The following is a 16,239-nucleotide window of genomic DNA, read 5'->3' as shown; positions in this document are numbered from 1 at the left end:
TATAACAAATAAGAAACTAGTTTGAAACGAGGAAATTATATGGAGAAAATTATGAAAAACAAGCCCAATAAGCTGAAAATCGCTTTAAAAGCTTTGATGATTATTATTGGGGCATTTATCACAGCATACGGATTAGAAGCCGTATTAATTCCAAACAACGTATCAGACGGTGGTGTAACTGGGTTAAGTATCGTTAGTTCAAGATTATTCGGGTTACCATTAGGACTTCTAATCGCAGTCGTTAACATCCCTTTCGTTTGGTTAGGATATAAACAAATCGGTAAAAGCTTTGCAATTTATTCTATTATCGGGATTGCTTCGCTAGCAGTAGGTACCGTTCTCATGCACGGAGTACCAACAATTATTGAGGGCGATACACTTTTAATTACTGTAGCCGGTGGTATTATTATCGGTTTTGGTATGGGACTCGCATTACGTAACGGCGGGGCATTAGATGGAATCGATATGCTAGCCGTATTACTTTCTCGAAAGTTACCATTTGGAACAAGTGATCTTATCTTATTCTTAAATATGTTTGTCTTTATTTTTGTTTCAACAGTATTCGGTCTTCAAGGAGCTATCCTTTCGGCGATTGCTTACTTTATCGCTTCTAAAGTGATTCATATTGTTGAGGTTGGTTTAAGTGGTTCGAAAACATTTAAAATCATTACAAAAGAGCCTGAATTAATAGTAGAAACGATTCGTGATCGTTTAGGCCGAAGTGCAACATACAATGAAGTTTATGGTGGTTATTCAAGAGAGAAATTTAAAGAAATCTCTTGCGTAATTAACCGTTTAGAAGAAAGTAAAATGAAAGAACTTATTCATGAAATTGATCCCAATGCCTTTATTACAGTTTATGACGTAGCTGAAGTAAAAGGCGGTAATTTCAAGAAGCACGATATTCATTAATCGTTATGAAAAAAGAGGCTGCGCCAACATGTTGGCGCAGCCTCTTCTTATTAGGTGTTTACTGTTGTCAGTTTTTGGCGGTAAGTCGATATATTTCAATAATCGCCGATATAATTTTACTCCCCTCATCTTCCTCCGCTTTTAATCCATGCTACATATTTTTGAAAGGCGTTCACTTCATGCTGAAAGCGAAGCGGAATATACAGAAATAGAGTACATGTACATAGTATCCATAGAATACCTACTACAAAGTGAAATTTCATCGTTGTACTAATAAACAAACTGAGAAATAATACGAGGAACATAATTACACTAAACCTTTTATATATAGTCATAATAATCTCCTCCTTATACCTTAATTGTACCAGCAATAAGGAATAAATTCTCATGAAAAAAAGACCGAAAAGTAAATTTCTCTTCTCGGTCCTTACACTATCTTCTCTTCATAATTTTCCCTGAACCACCAACCCTTGTTTTTGGGGGAGATGTATTCTTTGGCGGAGTTTTAATGGATGATTTCGGCTTCACATCAGATCCGCTCGATCCACCTGGCGTTTTCGTAATTTTCCCTTTGCTTCCGGTAGAAGGCGGAGGCGTCGTATTACTTCCTTTTTCAGTAATACTTCCCTTATCACCTACTGATGATTTCGGATCTACATTATCGCCTCGCTTAATAATAGATCCTTTCCCTTCCTTCGTAATTGGAGGCGGGGTTTTCTTTTCTTCTTTCGTAGGTGGTCTTTCCGGGATAACCGGTTTATGATTTTGTCTGTCATTATATCCGCGATAATCACCGTATGATGATTTTCGTGAACCGAATATATCGTTTAATATACTCCCCATAATATATCCTTGTAAGAAGGATGGTTGGTAATTTTGACGGACAAATTCTTCATTACTTATTTCAATTAACGTATCAGATGGTTTCTCTTTATCCTTTTGTAAATTATACATTTTATCAGAATAAACGAGGAACATTTGATTTTCGTCTTCTTTAGATGCTTGCTTCGGTTTCCTTTCGGCTATAAGTTCCTTTGCAACTTCAGGAACTGACCGATTGGCGGCCCTATACACGTAAGATTCTTGTTTACCATCCTTTGCGACAGACTCTAGCGGATAACGGTCCTGAATTGACTTCGCCTGACCACTTTGACAACCCGATAAAGCGTAACCGGCAATAACAAGTAATGTAACGATAGCAAGTATAGGGATCACGAACGATTTAATCATGGTAAACAATCGGTTTGACATGATTACGCCCCCTTATGTTGCTCTTATAATTTGTACATCAGCAGGAATAATTGTTTCGCCCTCATACATCATTGTGCGACCATTTTGCCATTCCACACGTAATAATTTGCGGTTATCAGATTGGAATTCCCATACGTACTGTTCTTCTGAAGCAGCGAATGGCGTTTTCCCCATAACAACAACACGTCCATTATATTGCTCTTCCATATGATACTCTATATCGTCCATTTCAATCGTCGTTGGAATTTCCTCAATTGAATCTAAACGACCATCAATCGGTGTATACAATTTATAATACGTATTTTCACGGTCTTCAATTTTTAAATAACGAATATCTTTCCCGTCCTGCAAAGTTAAAACAATCTCCTTGCGAGAATGCATACTCGTTTTCCCAGTTAATTCGTACATGACTAACGAAACTTCAATCATATCTCCAGGAGCTAACGTCAAAAGACTTTTTTCTGGTTTCGGCGGCTCTGGGCTTTTCATTATATTTTTAATACGTTTAAATAAGCTCACAATCTACCCCTCCTTCTCTCTTTATAAACAAGCACCTAAAATAAATGCACCAACAATATGTAATGAACCAGCTAACATCGCATGTGCTACGCTGCCTTCTTTCGTTCCTTCTTCTAAATCAAGATCTGCCATTTTTCTTAAAACAAATTCAATAAACATTTCTACAACTAATAAAATAACGAAAGAAACTGCTGAAGCAAGAAGTGCCTGCCATAAATCATTCGCTTTCGTAATCGATTGGGATAAAATATAACCTTGCGCAAATAATTTCATAACGAAACGAGTTGTTACAGCTGTATTCCCGTTTTTTATTTCTTTTAAATCATTGTATTTTGTAAAAATCGAATCAACCCACATAATTGCAAACAAAAGCACCGCACTTGCTCCAGTCCATACAAGCATGGCTAAAACATTCGTCCACGTCATTGCAAAACCTCCTCTAAAAGGTAATAGAAAACCGACATGAATTCTCTTCAGACATGTCGGTTTCTTTGTCTATTCTATATTATTTCTCATACTGCTTCATAATACGGGATAATTCATCGTCAACAGCAGAATTTTTGTTTAAGCTTGCGAATTCATCATCTAATGATTTTTCTTTTTTGTAAATTTCACCGCTCGCTTCTGCTTCAGCCTCTAATTGAAGAGCTTTCTCTTCCATACGGCTTAAACCAGCTTTTGCTGAATTTGAATCGAATCCAGACATCGCCTGATTAATATTCTTTTGTGCTTTCGCTGCATTTACACGCGCTACAAGTGTTTCACGTTTATTTTTCAGCTCTGTTAACTGCTTACGCATTTCTTCTAACTTCGCACGAAGATTATCAGCAGCAGCTTTGTTTTGCTCATAGCTTGCTTTATACTCATTCATCTTTTGCTCTGCATTTTGTTTTTCTTCTAAAGCACGGCGCGCAAGATCTAAGTTACTGGCTTGAACAGCCATATGTGCTTGCTCTTCACGTTTTTTCACAAGTGCTTCTTGCTCTTCAAATAATAATTTAAATTTCTTCTCAAGCGCGATTTGAGCAGCTACACTTTTCTCAGCTTCTTGTACATCCGCTTGCATATCACGTAAATATTGATCCGTCATCTTAACTGGATCTTCAGCTTTTTCAATTAATGAATACACATTCGACATTGTTAAATCTCTTAATCGTTTAAATACAGACATCCAAATTCCTCCTATGATATACCTCATATTTCAAATTCACTACTTGGAAATTTAAAAATCTCCCTTTACAGTAAGAATATTCATTTTTACAACCTATGTGTTTATTATAACAAAACTAAGATGTCCTTACATGTTATTTCCAAAATACACCCAATATAATATGACATTCTAGATACAATATTGTATTCCTACTATATCCTTATTATTTCTGCCTCCAAAATTAACTTACTTTTGTGCACTTTCACTACATTACACAAGTGTAATGTTACTGTAAGCTAACTCGATAGTTGCATCTCCATATTTCTTATACACTAATACCAGAAGCAACGAAATAACAAACACGCTTCTCATCATTTAAGGACTAATACAGCAACTGTATTTACTATAAAAAACATATACAAGGAGACAACATCATGAAAAAATTAGTAGGAATCGGATTAGCAGCAGCAATTTCATTCGGAGCATTATCAGGTTGTTCTTTATTAGGAGAAAAAGCGAACGGCTTTGTATTATATGGAACAGAAGAGCAAGTGGCGCAAATTGCAGATAAAAATAAAAAAGAAGTGAAAGAAAAAGATGTATATAAAATGAAGCTTACGACATTAGAAGATAAAAAAGTTCTTGTAATGGATAAGAAAACTGGGGAAGAACTTGTTAAGAAAGAACTACTTAGCAAAGTCGATAAAAAGGATGACACAAAAGCAATTGATAAATTACCAACTGTAACAGCAGAGCAAGGTGTATTATTTGCAAAAGATAAAGTAGAAAATGCTACACTTGATGGGGCTAAATTAAACTATGAAGGTAATACAATTATCGGAAGTGGCCGCGCATATGCAGACATGTTCGCAATTGTTGACGATGCAACTTACAGAAATGTAAAAGGTGAAGAAAAATCTGTAGGTGTACTAAAATTCGATAAGGACCCTAGCAAAGAATTCCCTGGAAAGAACGGTGTAGAAGCAGCTCAGCTTGTTACAATTAAAAAGTAAAGAAAAAAAGCTTTGCGAAATTCGCAAAGCTTTTTTCTATTTATCCCGCATTAACGGGCAGTAAGACTCCCACCTCAAAATTTGGCTGGAGCAAAGAAGTTAGGTGGGAGATCAACTGTCCATAAACGCCCGATTGGTTCAACTAATAATCAGTGGGGGATGAACACCCCCCCACTGATTAAAGTTTCACTTTATGAGCAATTTGCTCCATATCCGGACTACAAGTTTGCGACTGACATGACTTACTTAAAGAGCATGCTGCGCATTTTCCTTTTTTACTTCTCTTTACAAAATTAACTAACGTATATGCTGCATAACCAAAAATGATAGCTCCAATTATAATATTGACCATCATTGCAATACATCTCCTTCTAGAATCCGAGTAAGGACCCAACTTGGTATATAATGAGCGTTAATACATAAGCAACAACGAGCGGATAAACGACAGAGAAAACTGTCCACTTCACCGATCCAGTTTCACGTTTAATGACAGCTACTGTCGCTAAGCATGGAACATATAATAAAATAAAGAACATAAATGCATAGGCTGATAGCGCAGTATAATGTGCTCCCATTACATTTCCTAGTACATCTTCTTTAACCGCATAAATAATTGCCATTGTAGAAACGACAACTTCTTTCGCTAAAAATCCTGTTAAAAGGGATGCTGCAGCTTGCCACGTTCCAAAGCCGAGTGGGGCAAAAAGTGGTGCGATAAATCCACCAATCATCGCTAAATAACTGTCTCCCATATCAACACCAAATCCTGATGGACCTGCATAGTTTAATAACCAAATGACAACAGAACCACCGAAGATGAATGTACCTGCTTTACGAACAAATCCTTTACCTTTCTCCCACGTGCTGAGCCATAACGTTTTCGCTTGCGGCACGCGGTAAGGCGGTAGTTCAATTACAAAAATAGATTTTTCTGTTTTTAAAACAGTAAGAGACATGATTTTTGTAACGAGTAACGCAAGAACAATCCCTGCGATATATAAAGAGAACACAACAGTCGCCTGACTATGAGGGAAGAAAACTCCCGCAAATAATGCATAAACAGGTAAACGTGCTGAACAAGACATAAATGGTGTTACTAAAATTGTAAGTAAACGTTCCTTCTCCTGTTCAATCGTTCTCGCTGCCATAATACCTGGAACGTTACATCCAAAGCCGATAATCATCGGAATGAACGCTTTTCCGTTTAAACCGAAAAACTCCATAATTCTATCCATAACAACTGCAATTCGTGCCATATATCCTGAGTCTTCTAATAATGAAATGAAGAAGAATAGTGCAAAGATTTGTGGAACGAATACTAATACCGCACCGACGCCGGCAATAATACCTTCTGTAACGAGCGCTTGAATAAAGTCAGAAGCTCCAACACTTGCGAGCCCAGCTGTAACCCAATCAGTAAGTTGTCCGCCAAAAAATCCATCAAGCATATCAGATAAAGGTGTACCAATCCACGTAAACGTAACTTGAAAAATAAAAAACATAACTGCTAAAAAGATTGGAAGTCCTAAAATTTTATGTGTAATTAACTGATCGATTTTTTCCGAGAAAGGAATTTTCCCTTCTTTCTCATGCTGCATAACATTTGTTTTTAACTTTTCAATATACGCTTCACGAGTCTTGTAAATGTGCTCCTCCAACGTACAATCAAGTTTTCCATCTAAACGAGAGCGAATGGCTACAAGTTCCTTATAAATTGGTAATGCTTTCATTTCTTTTTCTACTACTTCGTTATTGCTTAGAAATTGAAGGGCTAACCATCTCGGATGCTCATAATTCGCTGTCTCTAAAAGAGCGATTACCTCTCCAATCCCTTCATCCATTTGTACACCATATGAAATAATGAATGGCTTTTTCTCTTTTTGTTTCTCTTCATGAAGAGTAGTAAGTAATTCTTCACAGCCTTTTCCGGTTCTTGCGATGACAGGAACGACTGTTACACCTAATATTTCCGATAACCGTTTTACATTAATCACAATTCCTCTTTGCTTTGCCACATCAACCATATTTAAACCAATTGAAACAGGCTTACCAAATTCAAGTAATTGCAATGTTAAATGCATATTTCGCTCAAATTGTGAAGAATCCACTATATTTAACATATGATGAAATTCGTCTGTTAGTAGAAAATTCGTAACAACACCTTCATCACGTGAAACTGGATTCAAATCATAGACGCCTGGTAAATCAATTAATGTTCCTTGCTTATCTTTTAATTTACCAACCTTCTTTTCTACTGTTACACCGCTCCAGTTTCCTACATACTCATAAGAACCAGTAAGTGCATTAAATAATGATGTTTTCCCTGTATTCGGATTCCCTAGCAAAGCAACTTTATTCACGCTAATTCCACCTTTATCATTTTCGCATCACAATGACGAATACTAATTAACTGCCCACGACACTCCAATGTACAAGGCCCTTTAAACATCGCTTTCTGTTTTATGCGAAGTTCGCTTCCTTCCGCAAGACCGAAAGCAGCTAGTCTACGCTTTAATAACTGATCTAACGACTGAATACTTTTTACTAACACTTTCTCACCAATTTTAATATCTACTAAGCTCATAACCTTCCCCCTCAGAAGAGAATGATAATTATTTTCAAACAAATTATATCATACTCTATTTCAATTGGACTATATCTTTTTGCTTCCTATTTATTAACATTTCAATACAATTCTATTTCAATAATTGTCATACAAAGTGCATTTGCCATTCTCATCCATTTCAATTACAATAAATAATAACAAATAAAGAATCTCGTTATCACAGGGGGAGCCTTACCGCTGAGAGGGAACATTTCGTTCCGACCCTTTGAACCTGTTAGTTAATGCTAACGCAGGGATTGTGCAAACGTCCGAAATACATGCCTCTTTTTTATTTACGTATTTCGTATCCTCCTATGATAATGTTCTTTTTTGTGCAACTTGGATGTAGGGGGAGACAACATGCGTAACACCAATTTACAAGCGATGATCGAATCTGCAATTCTTGCAGCCTTCGCCATGGTCATCGACATTTTACCACTTTCAATAAAAATATCAGCAACAGGCGGTTCCATTTCATTTGCTATGATTCCTATTTTTATTATCGCATATCGCTGGGGCTTCAAAATGGCATTCTTAGGCGGCTTAATTTGGGGACTATTGCAAATTGTCGTAGGTGATGCAATTATCGTCACACCAATTCAAGTAATAATTGAATACTTCGTTGCTTTCGCATTCATTGGATTTGCTGGACTATTTTATAAACAAATTCAGCAAACATTAATGAATGGCCAAAGAAAGAAAACCATTGCTTATATTATCCTTGCTACATTTATCGGTAGCTTAGCTCGCTACTTCTGTCATTTTATTGCAGGAATTATTTTTTGGGGACAATATGCACCAAAAGGACAATCAGCTTTCTTATATTCTTTAATATTTAACGGTAGCACAATGATTGGTTCATTTATTTTATGTACAGTTTTGCTTATATTTTTATTTACAACTTCACCACGCTTATTCAAAAGCATTGGTGCTTATCAAATGAATCCACAAAAAAAGGGCGCTTAATTAGCGCTCTTTTTTTATCAAAACTCTCAATGAGTAATATCAATAATAAATACAATAAATGCACAAAGAAAAATAAATACCATCACACCTAGTAAATTGCTATTCACGGCTAATCTACTCCTTACATAATCTCTTTTTCTAACCAAATTATATCGCTTAAAAATAAAGATTAGATAAAGATAATATGAAAATAACTTAAAAAAAGCGTAGCATGTATTGTCTACGCTTTTTTCAGTAAATAGAAGTAAAATAACACACCATCTTCTGTATTCTTCACCCCATATTCAGCATTGTGCAGTTCTAAAATATTCTTTGAAATTGCAAGGCCAAGCCCTGTTCCACCTTGTGAACGTTTCCTTGCCGCATCCACGCGATAAAAACGATCCCAAATTTTATCTAATTGTTTTTCTTCAATGTGAGCACCTTTATTTTCAATACACACTTTTATATGATTCGTCTCGTCTATTGTGGAAATAATAATATCTTCTTTTTCTGGTGTATAACGTATTGCATTCGTAATGAAGTTTACGATGACTTGTTCGATTCTATTTTGATTCCCAACCACTTCAGCTGGACCTATATGCTTGTGCACACTCAGTTCTTTTGTCTCTATCTCGGATGAAAGATGTTCACATATTTCTTCAATCACCCCATCGATATAGAAAGAATCCATTTTCATGTTATATGTGCCAGACTCAAATTTAGCTAATTCAAGCATATCCAAAATTAGTATATCCATCTTGTCTACTTCTTTTTCCATCGCCTGAAAATAGTAGTCTTTCTTATGTTCAGCTACCCCATCTTTTAAAATGGAAATACAGCTTTTCATAATACTCAGCGGCGTTTTTAATTCATGCGAAACACCTGCAATAAATTCTTTCCTTGTGTTTTCTAACTTTCTTTCTTTTTCAATATCTTGTTCTAACTGTCCAATATGTGAATGTAGTTTATTAGATAATGTATTAATATTTTGCGATAAATCACCGATTTCATCTTTTGAAGTTATCGGAATTTTTTCTGTAAAATCTAAATGTGCTATTTTCTTCGTTGTATTATTTATTTTTAATAATGGTTTTGCAATTTGTTTTGAGTAATAGAACGAAGCTAGAAATATAAGAACGACTACAAACGCAATAATGTAGATGTAATAATCTTGCACCATTTGCACAGCCTCATCTACAGGCTGTAAAGAAGCCATCGCGTATATGTATGTTACCGATCCATCTTTTTCTTTTACTGGTTTAATTAATAATTTATATTTTATATCATTTTTTTCATAGTCCATTATTTGTGTTGCATACTGTATGTGATTACTCTCTTTTAATAATAAATCAGTTTGAAATTCTTTTATATTATCCAAAAATAAATTATTTTTATAAATTGGATTTACAGGACCTTTTACATCTGGGAACTGTACTTTCGTAACACGTCCTCCTATATGAACATCTGATTCCTGAGCAGCTTGTTCCTGAACGGCCGGCTTCTTTTCCTTAGCAAATTGTTCTTGATCTGCTTTCTTTTTCTCCTCATTTAATTTACTCATTTTCTCATTAAATGCCTTTTCTAACGGTTTATTAGCTCCACTTAAATTCTCCCTTGTCAACGTAAAAGAGAATGGGATAAAACTATCTTCTTTTTTCACTCCAGAAAAATAAATTTCTTGTCCTAAAAACTGCTCTGATAATTTATTATCAATCTCCTCTATATTGACGAGATTACCTAAGGGAATCTTGAATATTTGTTGTCCAAAGCTCTTTTGTTGCCTACGATCTATTGTTACTTCAAAATAAAAATCATCCGCATGTTTTAAATTCCCATTCTGATCTAATGTCGTAATCCACGTATTATTTTCTCTTAAAAAGTCTTGCTCCAGCTTCTGAATTCCATCTGCACTTCCTGCATAATTTAAATAGTTCTTTTCAAAAGAATTTAAATTCACTTTAATATCTTCCACTTTTCGATTCGCATAATATTGCTTAAAAAATATCGTTTGTCCAATAAATATCGTCGCTAAAATCAACATACATAGAGCTGTTGTAAGGGTAAATAATTTAAGTACAATCCCTTTTCTCATATGTTCCCCTCGAATTTATAACCGGTTCGCACTACAGTTATAATGTACTTTGCTTTCTCTCCTAATTTATTTCGCAAATTACGAATATGACTATTTACTGTGCGATCATCCCCAGCAAACTCATATCCCCAAATTCTTGAAATTAATTGCTCTCTTGTTAGAACAATTCCTTGGTTTTTCATGAAATACACTAATATTTCAAACTCTGTATGTGTTAAAGTAATATGCGCTCCATCAACAGTGACAGTACGTGATGGGAAGTGAACATAAATTCCATGAATACATATTGTGTCATCTTCACTATTTGGAGATTCTTTCAAAGCTTTTCTACTTTCCAATAATCGTTTCGCTCTCGCTAATAAAATTGGCGGGCTATACGGCTTCGTCACATAATCATCTGCTCCAAGTTCAAACCCAAGTAACGTATCGTCTTCATCGACACGTGCTGTTAGCATAATAATTGGAACCCCGGACGTTTTACGAATTCTGCGGCAAACAGACCATCCATCTAGTTCAGGCAACATAATATCGAGTATAACTAAATCAACCTCTTCTTCCTCAAACAAGGCTAAAGCTTCTTTCCCGTCTCTCGCTTCAAGCACTTTATATTGTTCACTCAAAAAATAATCCTTTAATATTTCACGTAAAATATCTTCATCTTCAACAATTAAAATGTTTTTTGACATAACTTATGTATCCCCCTCCCACTTTCAGAAACTACAATTTTATTTTGAATAACTACCAGTTAACTTCGCCTCGATAATATATCTATCTGGTGCATCTCCTATATAATCAAATGGATAGCAAGTCGTCAGTGTTAATATTGGTTCTTCTTTTTTTATAATAACAGTACGATCATCCGCATGGGTAATCCATGTCTTTTGAATTTCATATGTGTAAGTTTTATTATCATACTCTAAAATAAGAGTATCCTTTTCTTTTAACTCTCCTAAATCTGTAAATACAGTATCTCGATGCCCACTGAGTACAGTATGTCCTCCTCCAGATGGAGTTGTCGTTAAATCACTAACAAACATACCAACTCCTTTTTTCAAAGTTGCATCATTTGCTCCCCAATATATAGAAAACTTCTTCTTTATTTTCGGTATATTTAACATCGCTACCTTTTCTCCTTCTTTATGTTGTGTTTGAGAAGAAGATACTTGGGAAGTTACAGGTGTTTCATGTGAAAGTTGATTATCTTGTATATTTTTAAGGCTCTTTATTTCTTCTTTCGTTAATTCTTGAGCAGAGCTTTTTCCTTTATACCATTCCACAGCGTAATACGATCCCATGAATAGCCCTATAGCCATCAATATGATACCGATATAATTGAGTAACTTCATGTTCCATCCCTCCATGCAAAAAATGGTAGGGATATCCTACCATTTTTAATATATGAAATTATCCCATTCTTTATAGGCTAATAAACACTTTATTTTTATGCCTTCACTTTATTACGACGATTCAATCCAAATAATGTGCCTATCCCTACAAGACATGCGCTTAGTGTCATCATTGCTACATTATTCGATGCTGTGTTTGGTAATTTCTCTCCCTTTACAGCTTGTTTTGTTACTTCCTGTTTCGCTGCATCATTCTTTTGCCCGGTCTGAATTGCTGCTTCTTTTTTTGCAATAGCTTCTTTTTCTTGTACTTGTGGCGCTACTTCCTTTTTAGCCGTATCATTCTTTTGCCCAGCTTTTATTGCTTCTTCTTTTTTAGCCACATCACCTTTTTCTTGTACTTGTGCTGCTTCTTCCTTTGTCAATGTTCCGGTAGAAGCACTCGCAACTGAAGAATACCCTACTGTTAAAAGTGCCATCGCACAAATTGGTAATAGTTTTTTTTTCATTTCATCTCGCTCCTTTTATACTTTTTCACATCGCATCGGATGTATTAATAGAATAGATCGAGCATGTAAATATGAGATGCAGATGAAATGGAATTCTGTTAAAGATTTCATTATAAAAAAGGTTATCCAAAATAATCTTTTGGATAACCTTTTTTATTTAATCTACACTTAAAGCTTTCTTCCCCATTTGGTTATAAATACTTGCAAACCAACTCTTACTCACTTTCACATTTTTCGTTCCATAAAATGGGTCATTATAATACACATAATTATCATCTACACCTGTTAAAACGACCGCATGAGTATTCATTCGTGCATAAATTGTTTTTCCACCTGGTGTTTTCCACGTTGTAATTGGTCTTGGATTATTTAGTGCTACCGTTACCCAAGTAACAACCGGTTTCCCATTTCGCACATAATCTTCTAGGACTGAAAAATCATTTCCTGTTAAATTCGTTCCTCTTGCATATTTATCTAACAATCTTTTTAATGGTTCTGGATTAATAGAATATCCTGGCGTATTTCCTGTCACATCACCTACAAACCCTACATCTGGATCTCCCCAAATTTGTGATGATGTTTTATAGTTCTTTAATTTCGTTTGATCAAAAGGCATTTCAAACGCAAATGCTACTTTATTTAATGAACGACCAATTTGATGTTCCACAAGCATTTGTAAAGAAACTACTTCACAGCCATTGTGTAATTCTGGAAATTGGTAAATTGATGGTACGTTCAATATCACTTGACTACGATTAATATTGCCTTCATTAACCCATTTCAAGCCATTATTAGTTTGTATTTGAATCCAACCGCCTTCTCTTTCGCCATAAACTTCTACTGTTTGCGGAGAATATTTCCCTGATACGCGCGATACAAAACTAGGGCTGTCATATGCAAAAAATACTTTAGATAAATACTTTGTCTCCTTTTTCGTGTCCAACCATTGGTATCCTGCATATGTACTTATACGAAGCCACGTTCCTCTTTCTTCTACAACAGTTACTGTTTGTGGTCCATAATACGCTAAAACAGTCGCAGACCGTGACGGAGCATCATAAGTAGTAAAGTCTCTATCAATCTGTACTCTCTTTTCAGTTAGACATACCCATTTATAGCCTAAACTCGTACGAATTTTAATCCAATCGCCTTCTCTTTCTTCAACAACCTGCACTTCTTGCGGAGTATACTCGCCTGAAATACCAGACGCTAATGACGATTCATTATATGTAAAGAAGTTTTTCGTTATATTTACTTTCTTTTCAGTTAAGCACACCCATTTAAAACCCAAATCCGTATAAATTTTTATCCATCCACCGTCTCTTTCTTCATATACCTTTACTTCTTGTGATGCATATTCATTTGAAATACCTGATGATAATGATGGCTCGTTATACGTAAAGAAATTTTTCGTTATATTTACCTTTTTCACTTTTACTTCGCTATCTTTAGATTTATCTGTTACCGCAACAAGTCGCGCTGCCTCAGCACGTGTTATCGATTTATCAGGTTGCCACTGTGTTCCATCAATACCACTTGATATACCTAATTCTACTAAAATATTAATGAATTTCTCGCCCCAATGATCTTTCACATCATTAAATAATGTCGGTAATTCTCCATTAACTTTCGAATCTAATTGATATGCTTGTACAAGCATTGTTGCCATTGCCGCTCTTGTCATTTGACCGTACGGATTAAATTTTCCGCTTCCTTCACCTTTAATAACGCCTGCTTTTTCCACCGCTGCAATGTAGGAAGATGCCCAATTATCTTTCGAATCTATAAAGGTTGGCTTGTCCCCTTCTTTAACTTCTAATCCTAAAACTTTAGCCATAATTGTAGCCGCTTCAGCCCTACTTAATACGCTATGCGGTGAAAATGTTCCATCCGGCATTCCTGTAATTACTTTTTTATTCACTAAATAAGTAACAGACTCTTCCGCCCACCCTGGAACATCAGGGAATGATTGTGATGCTGCTTGTAAATTACTTACTGCCCTTTTTAATTCTACTTCTCTTTTTTCCTTTTCTTCCTTTTGCTTTAATTCAATTTCTTGTTTTGCTTGTTCTTCTTTTTGCTTTAATTCAATTTCTTGTTTTGCTTGCTCTTCTTTTTGCTTTAATTCAAGCTCTTGTTTTGCTTGTTCTTCTTTTTGCTTTAATTCAAGCTCTTGTTTTACTTGTTCTTCTTTTTGCTTTAATTCAATCTCTTGTTTTACTTGTTCTTCTTTCTGTTTTAACTCTATTTGCTGCTTCTCCAATTGTTGCTGCTTTATTCGTAATTCTTCTTGCTGTTTCTTTAATTCCTCTCTCTTTTGCTTCTCTTTTAATTCAGGATTTGTCTCTTCTTGGTTATTCTTTTCGTTTACTTCTAATCGACTCTTCTCTTCAAGCTCTTCCTTCTTTTTTTGTTCCTCTAATTCATTTGAGTTTGTTTCTTCTTGGTTATTCTTTTCATCAATCTTCTTTTCTTTTAGTTCTAACGGATTCTTCTTTTCAAGTTCTTCTTGTTGTTTCTTTAATTCATCTAATTTTTGCTGAATTTCTTCTAATTTCTCTTTATCTTCGCTATCTTTTTTTAGTAATTCTTCTTTTTTCTGTTTTAATTCGTCAACCTTAACAAATAACTCTTCCTGCAGTTTCAAAATATCTTTTCTTTTTTCTAATTCTATTTGTTGCTCTTGTATAACTTCTAATTGCTTTTGCAATTCACTTTGCTTATTACTATGTATAACTGGTAAGGCTTCTATACTATTTCTCGTTTTATTTTCAATTTCTGCTAGAGAACTAGAAGGGAATGTTAATAAATTTGTTGCCAACAAACTTGCTACTGCAATTACACTATATTTTTTCATCGCACACACCTTTTCTAATTTTACTTCCATCATATTTCCTACCATATGTAAAATGTAAGATTCCTTCACAATCATAACAAATCTTTCATACGCTAAGGGACTTTTTATGGACAAGAAAGAAGCACCGTATAAATACGATGCTTCTTTGGATGTGTCTCGATATTTATTTGTTACTTTCGCGTGATTGAGAAGTAGAAAGGGCCGGAGTGATAACTAATTGTCTCGGCTCAGTTTTCTTGAAGTGATTTTTGACGTTACACTTACGACGTTGAACAACCCACGCTTTAATAGGGTTTGTTAAAATAATCTTTTGCTCTTCGTTAGGGGCCTCTTCTTCCAATTTACAACTTTCGCTCCATTTACGCCATTTCATTGTAAATTTAGAAGAAGAATGATCGTCTTCTTGATCAAACAAGTGCAAAAAATCCATTTCTCCAGCTAGCATTACGGTGTTACTAGTCACTAAAAAAGAAAAGGTTGTCCAACGTTTCTCCATGCCCTCCTACTCCTTCTTCACATATAGAGTGCCTAAAACTCAATTTACCTAAAATATGCTTGCCTTTTACCTTACACTTATAGTTTATCCAAAACACTACTATGCAACTATCGATTTGCCTTACAAATCACCTTACATTTTTGTAAGAAAAGAAAAAAACCTTCATTATTATATTTTTGAAGGTTTCTCATTTTTATCTATATGATCTTTCATATCATCAAGTCCAGCTTCATGCAGCTGCGACATCATACCATGGGAAATTGCGCCTAATACTAGAGTCATTCCAATTAGTGAAATGCGAATTGCAGGTACATCAATTATGTAAGCCAACATACCAAGAACAATTGTTAAAAGCAATGCTTTTATAAATGTTACACTTGTATACTGTTTCTTTTTCATCATAATCACCCTTTGTGGAAGCGTTTTCTTAATGCAATCAGTATATCATATCATCTGACTATTTTGTGGGGATTTCTGTAAAAACCTTATATCTTCTTTGACTTTTTCCTTTCTATCCTTTACAGTCGAAATGTTCACAAGT

General features: G+C 35.0%; 18 protein-coding genes and 1 riboswitch. Of the genes, 3 read left to right on the top strand and 15 right to left on the bottom strand.

Annotation, left to right across the window (positions count from 1 at the left end):
* Window positions 1-39: 39 nt before the first annotated feature.
* Window positions 40-912 (top strand): YitT family protein, encoded by an 873-nt coding sequence (locus FT637_RS23260; protein ID WP_193648295.1) that lies wholly within the window; start codon window positions 40-42, stop codon window positions 910-912.
* A 125-nt stretch (window positions 913-1,037) separates the two neighbouring features.
* Here FT637_RS23260 and FT637_RS23255 read toward each other — a convergent pair whose 3' ends face one another.
* The 5 genes from FT637_RS23255 to FT637_RS23235 form a co-directional block, all read right to left on the bottom strand.
* Complete coding sequence (locus FT637_RS23255) at window positions 1,038-1,247, bottom strand: hypothetical protein (RefSeq protein WP_193648294.1); 210 nt, start codon at window positions 1,245-1,247, stop codon at window positions 1,038-1,040.
* Between the two features lie 97 nt (window positions 1,248-1,344).
* Window positions 1,345-2,163 carry a DUF4247 domain-containing protein gene (locus FT637_RS23250; RefSeq protein WP_193648293.1) on the bottom strand — a complete coding sequence of 273 codons (819 nt, stop codon included), beginning with the start codon at window positions 2,161-2,163 and terminating at the stop codon, window positions 1,345-1,347.
* 12 nt (window positions 2,164-2,175) lie between these two features.
* Window positions 2,176-2,682 carry a DUF4178 domain-containing protein gene (locus tag FT637_RS23245; protein WP_193648292.1) on the bottom strand — a complete coding sequence of 169 codons (507 nt, stop codon included), beginning with the start codon at window positions 2,680-2,682 and terminating at the stop codon, window positions 2,176-2,178.
* 21 nt (window positions 2,683-2,703) lie between these two features.
* Window positions 2,704-3,108: a DUF350 domain-containing protein gene (locus tag FT637_RS23240; protein WP_193648291.1), complete on the bottom strand. Its 405-nt coding sequence runs from the start codon at window positions 3,106-3,108 to the stop codon at window positions 2,704-2,706.
* A gap of 79 nt (window positions 3,109-3,187) precedes the next feature.
* A complete protein-coding gene (locus FT637_RS23235; protein ID WP_193648290.1) occupies window positions 3,188-3,853 on the bottom strand; it encodes a PspA/IM30 family protein in 666 nt (221 codons plus the stop codon).
* A gap of 413 nt (window positions 3,854-4,266) precedes the next feature.
* Here FT637_RS23235 and FT637_RS23230 point away from each other — a divergent pair, with 413 nt between their 5' ends.
* Complete coding sequence (locus FT637_RS23230; RefSeq protein ID WP_193648289.1) at window positions 4,267-4,845, top strand: lipoprotein BA_5634 family protein; 579 nt, start codon at window positions 4,267-4,269, stop codon at window positions 4,843-4,845.
* A gap of 178 nt (window positions 4,846-5,023) precedes the next feature.
* On the opposite strand, the gene FT637_RS23225 is transcribed toward FT637_RS23230, so the two are convergent.
* Genes FT637_RS23225 through FT637_RS23215 form a run of 3 tightly spaced genes read right to left on the bottom strand, consistent with a single transcriptional unit; the run spans window position 5,024 to window position 7,429 of the window.
* Window positions 5,024-5,200 carry a FeoB-associated Cys-rich membrane protein gene (locus FT637_RS23225; RefSeq protein ID WP_000989602.1) on the bottom strand — a complete coding sequence of 59 codons (177 nt, stop codon included), beginning with the start codon at window positions 5,198-5,200 and terminating at the stop codon, window positions 5,024-5,026.
* 16 nt (window positions 5,201-5,216) lie between these two features.
* Entirely contained in the window at window positions 5,217-7,205 is a 1,989-nt protein-coding gene (feoB, locus tag FT637_RS23220; protein ID WP_193648288.1) for a ferrous iron transport protein B, read from the bottom strand.
* A complete protein-coding gene (locus FT637_RS23215) occupies window positions 7,202-7,429 on the bottom strand; it encodes a FeoA family protein (RefSeq protein WP_000060510.1) in 228 nt (75 codons plus the stop codon). The genes feoB and FT637_RS23215 overlap by 4 nt, the downstream gene beginning before the upstream one ends.
* 194 nt (window positions 7,430-7,623) lie before the next feature.
* Window positions 7,624-7,725: riboswitch (TPP riboswitch) on the top strand.
* An 85-nt stretch (window positions 7,726-7,810) separates the two neighbouring features.
* Between FT637_RS23215 and thiT the strand changes: the two genes are divergently transcribed.
* Window positions 7,811-8,416, top strand: coding sequence for an energy-coupled thiamine transporter ThiT (thiT, locus tag FT637_RS23210; RefSeq protein WP_193648287.1), 606 nt, complete (start codon window positions 7,811-7,813; stop codon window positions 8,414-8,416).
* A 220-nt stretch (window positions 8,417-8,636) separates the two neighbouring features.
* On the opposite strand, the gene FT637_RS23205 is transcribed toward thiT, so the two are convergent.
* The 7 genes from FT637_RS23205 to FT637_RS23175 all read right to left on the bottom strand — a co-directional run bounded on the left by FT637_RS23205 (window position 8,637) and on the right by FT637_RS23175 (window position 16,100).
* Complete coding sequence (locus FT637_RS23205; protein ID WP_193648286.1) at window positions 8,637-10,490, bottom strand: sensor histidine kinase; 1,854 nt, start codon at window positions 10,488-10,490, stop codon at window positions 8,637-8,639.
* Window positions 10,487-11,176, bottom strand: a complete 690-nt coding sequence (locus tag FT637_RS23200) for a response regulator transcription factor (protein ID WP_193648285.1) — start codon at window positions 11,174-11,176, stop codon at window positions 10,487-10,489. Before FT637_RS23200 ends, FT637_RS23205 begins: the two co-directional genes overlap by 4 nt.
* Window positions 11,177-11,215: 39 nt before the next feature.
* Window positions 11,216-11,836, bottom strand: coding sequence for a class D sortase (locus FT637_RS23195; RefSeq protein ID WP_193648284.1), 621 nt, complete (start codon window positions 11,834-11,836; stop codon window positions 11,216-11,218).
* Between the two features lie 95 nt (window positions 11,837-11,931).
* Complete coding sequence (locus FT637_RS23190) at window positions 11,932-12,345, bottom strand: LPXTG cell wall anchor domain-containing protein (RefSeq protein WP_193648283.1); 414 nt, start codon at window positions 12,343-12,345, stop codon at window positions 11,932-11,934.
* 157 nt (window positions 12,346-12,502) lie between these two features.
* On the bottom strand, window positions 12,503-15,202 hold the full coding sequence (locus tag FT637_RS23185) for an S-layer homology domain-containing protein (protein WP_193648317.1): 2,700 nt from the start codon (window positions 15,200-15,202) through the stop codon (window positions 12,503-12,505).
* Window positions 15,203-15,365: 163 nt separating this feature from the next.
* On the bottom strand, window positions 15,366-15,698 hold the full coding sequence (locus FT637_RS23180; RefSeq protein ID WP_193648282.1) for a hypothetical protein: 333 nt from the start codon (window positions 15,696-15,698) through the stop codon (window positions 15,366-15,368).
* A 168-nt stretch (window positions 15,699-15,866) separates the two neighbouring features.
* Window positions 15,867-16,100, bottom strand: a complete 234-nt coding sequence (locus FT637_RS23175; RefSeq protein ID WP_193648281.1) for a hypothetical protein — start codon at window positions 16,098-16,100, stop codon at window positions 15,867-15,869.
* Window positions 16,101-16,239: the final 139 nt, after the last annotated feature.

The organism is Bacillus cereus (assembly GCF_015071065.1).
In the GTDB taxonomy this organism is placed as follows: domain Bacteria; phylum Bacillota; class Bacilli; order Bacillales; family Bacillaceae_G; genus Bacillus_A; species Bacillus_A cereus_BA.
The sequence above is the reverse complement of the archived record's forward strand: the minus strand, read 5'-3'. Positions and strand labels throughout refer to the sequence as shown.

Bases quoted from the DNA above. Each gene is read 5' to 3' on its own strand.
- FT637_RS23230 (WP_193648289.1), top strand. From the start codon at position 4,267: ATGAAAAAATTAGTAGGAATCGGATTAGCAGCAGCAATTTCATTCGGA.
- thiT (WP_193648287.1), top strand. From the start codon at position 7,811: ATGCGTAACACCAATTTACAAGCGATGATCGAATCTGCAATTCTTGCA.
- FT637_RS23180 (WP_193648282.1), bottom strand. From the start codon at position 15,698: ATGGAGAAACGTTGGACAACCTTTTCTTTTTTAGTGACTAGTAACACC.
- FT637_RS23260 (WP_193648295.1), top strand. From the start codon at position 40: ATGGAGAAAATTATGAAAAACAAGCCCAATAAGCTGAAAATCGCTTTA.
- FT637_RS23215 (WP_000060510.1), bottom strand. From the start codon at position 7,429: ATGAGCTTAGTAGATATTAAAATTGGTGAGAAAGTGTTAGTAAAAAGT.
- FT637_RS23195 (WP_193648284.1), bottom strand. From the start codon at position 11,836: ATGAAGTTACTCAATTATATCGGTATCATATTGATGGCTATAGGGCTA.
- FT637_RS23200 (WP_193648285.1), bottom strand. From the start codon at position 11,176: ATGTCAAAAAACATTTTAATTGTTGAAGATGAAGATATTTTACGTGAA.
- FT637_RS23255 (WP_193648294.1), bottom strand. From the start codon at position 1,247: ATGACTATATATAAAAGGTTTAGTGTAATTATGTTCCTCGTATTATTT.
- FT637_RS23175 (WP_193648281.1), bottom strand. From the start codon at position 16,100: ATGATGAAAAAGAAACAGTATACAAGTGTAACATTTATAAAAGCATTG.
- FT637_RS23190 (WP_193648283.1), bottom strand. From the start codon at position 12,345: ATGAAAAAAAAACTATTACCAATTTGTGCGATGGCACTTTTAACAGTA.
- FT637_RS23185 (WP_193648317.1), bottom strand. From the start codon at position 15,202: ATGAAAAAATATAGTGTAATTGCAGTAGCAAGTTTGTTGGCAACAAAT.
- FT637_RS23225 (WP_000989602.1), bottom strand. From the start codon at position 5,200: ATGATGGTCAATATTATAATTGGAGCTATCATTTTTGGTTATGCAGCA.
- FT637_RS23205 (WP_193648286.1), bottom strand. From the start codon at position 10,490: ATGAGAAAAGGGATTGTACTTAAATTATTTACCCTTACAACAGCTCTA.
- FT637_RS23235 (WP_193648290.1), bottom strand. From the start codon at position 3,853: ATGTCTGTATTTAAACGATTAAGAGATTTAACAATGTCGAATGTGTAT.
- FT637_RS23250 (WP_193648293.1), bottom strand. From the start codon at position 2,163: ATGTCAAACCGATTGTTTACCATGATTAAATCGTTCGTGATCCCTATA.
- FT637_RS23240 (WP_193648291.1), bottom strand. From the start codon at position 3,108: ATGACGTGGACGAATGTTTTAGCCATGCTTGTATGGACTGGAGCAAGT.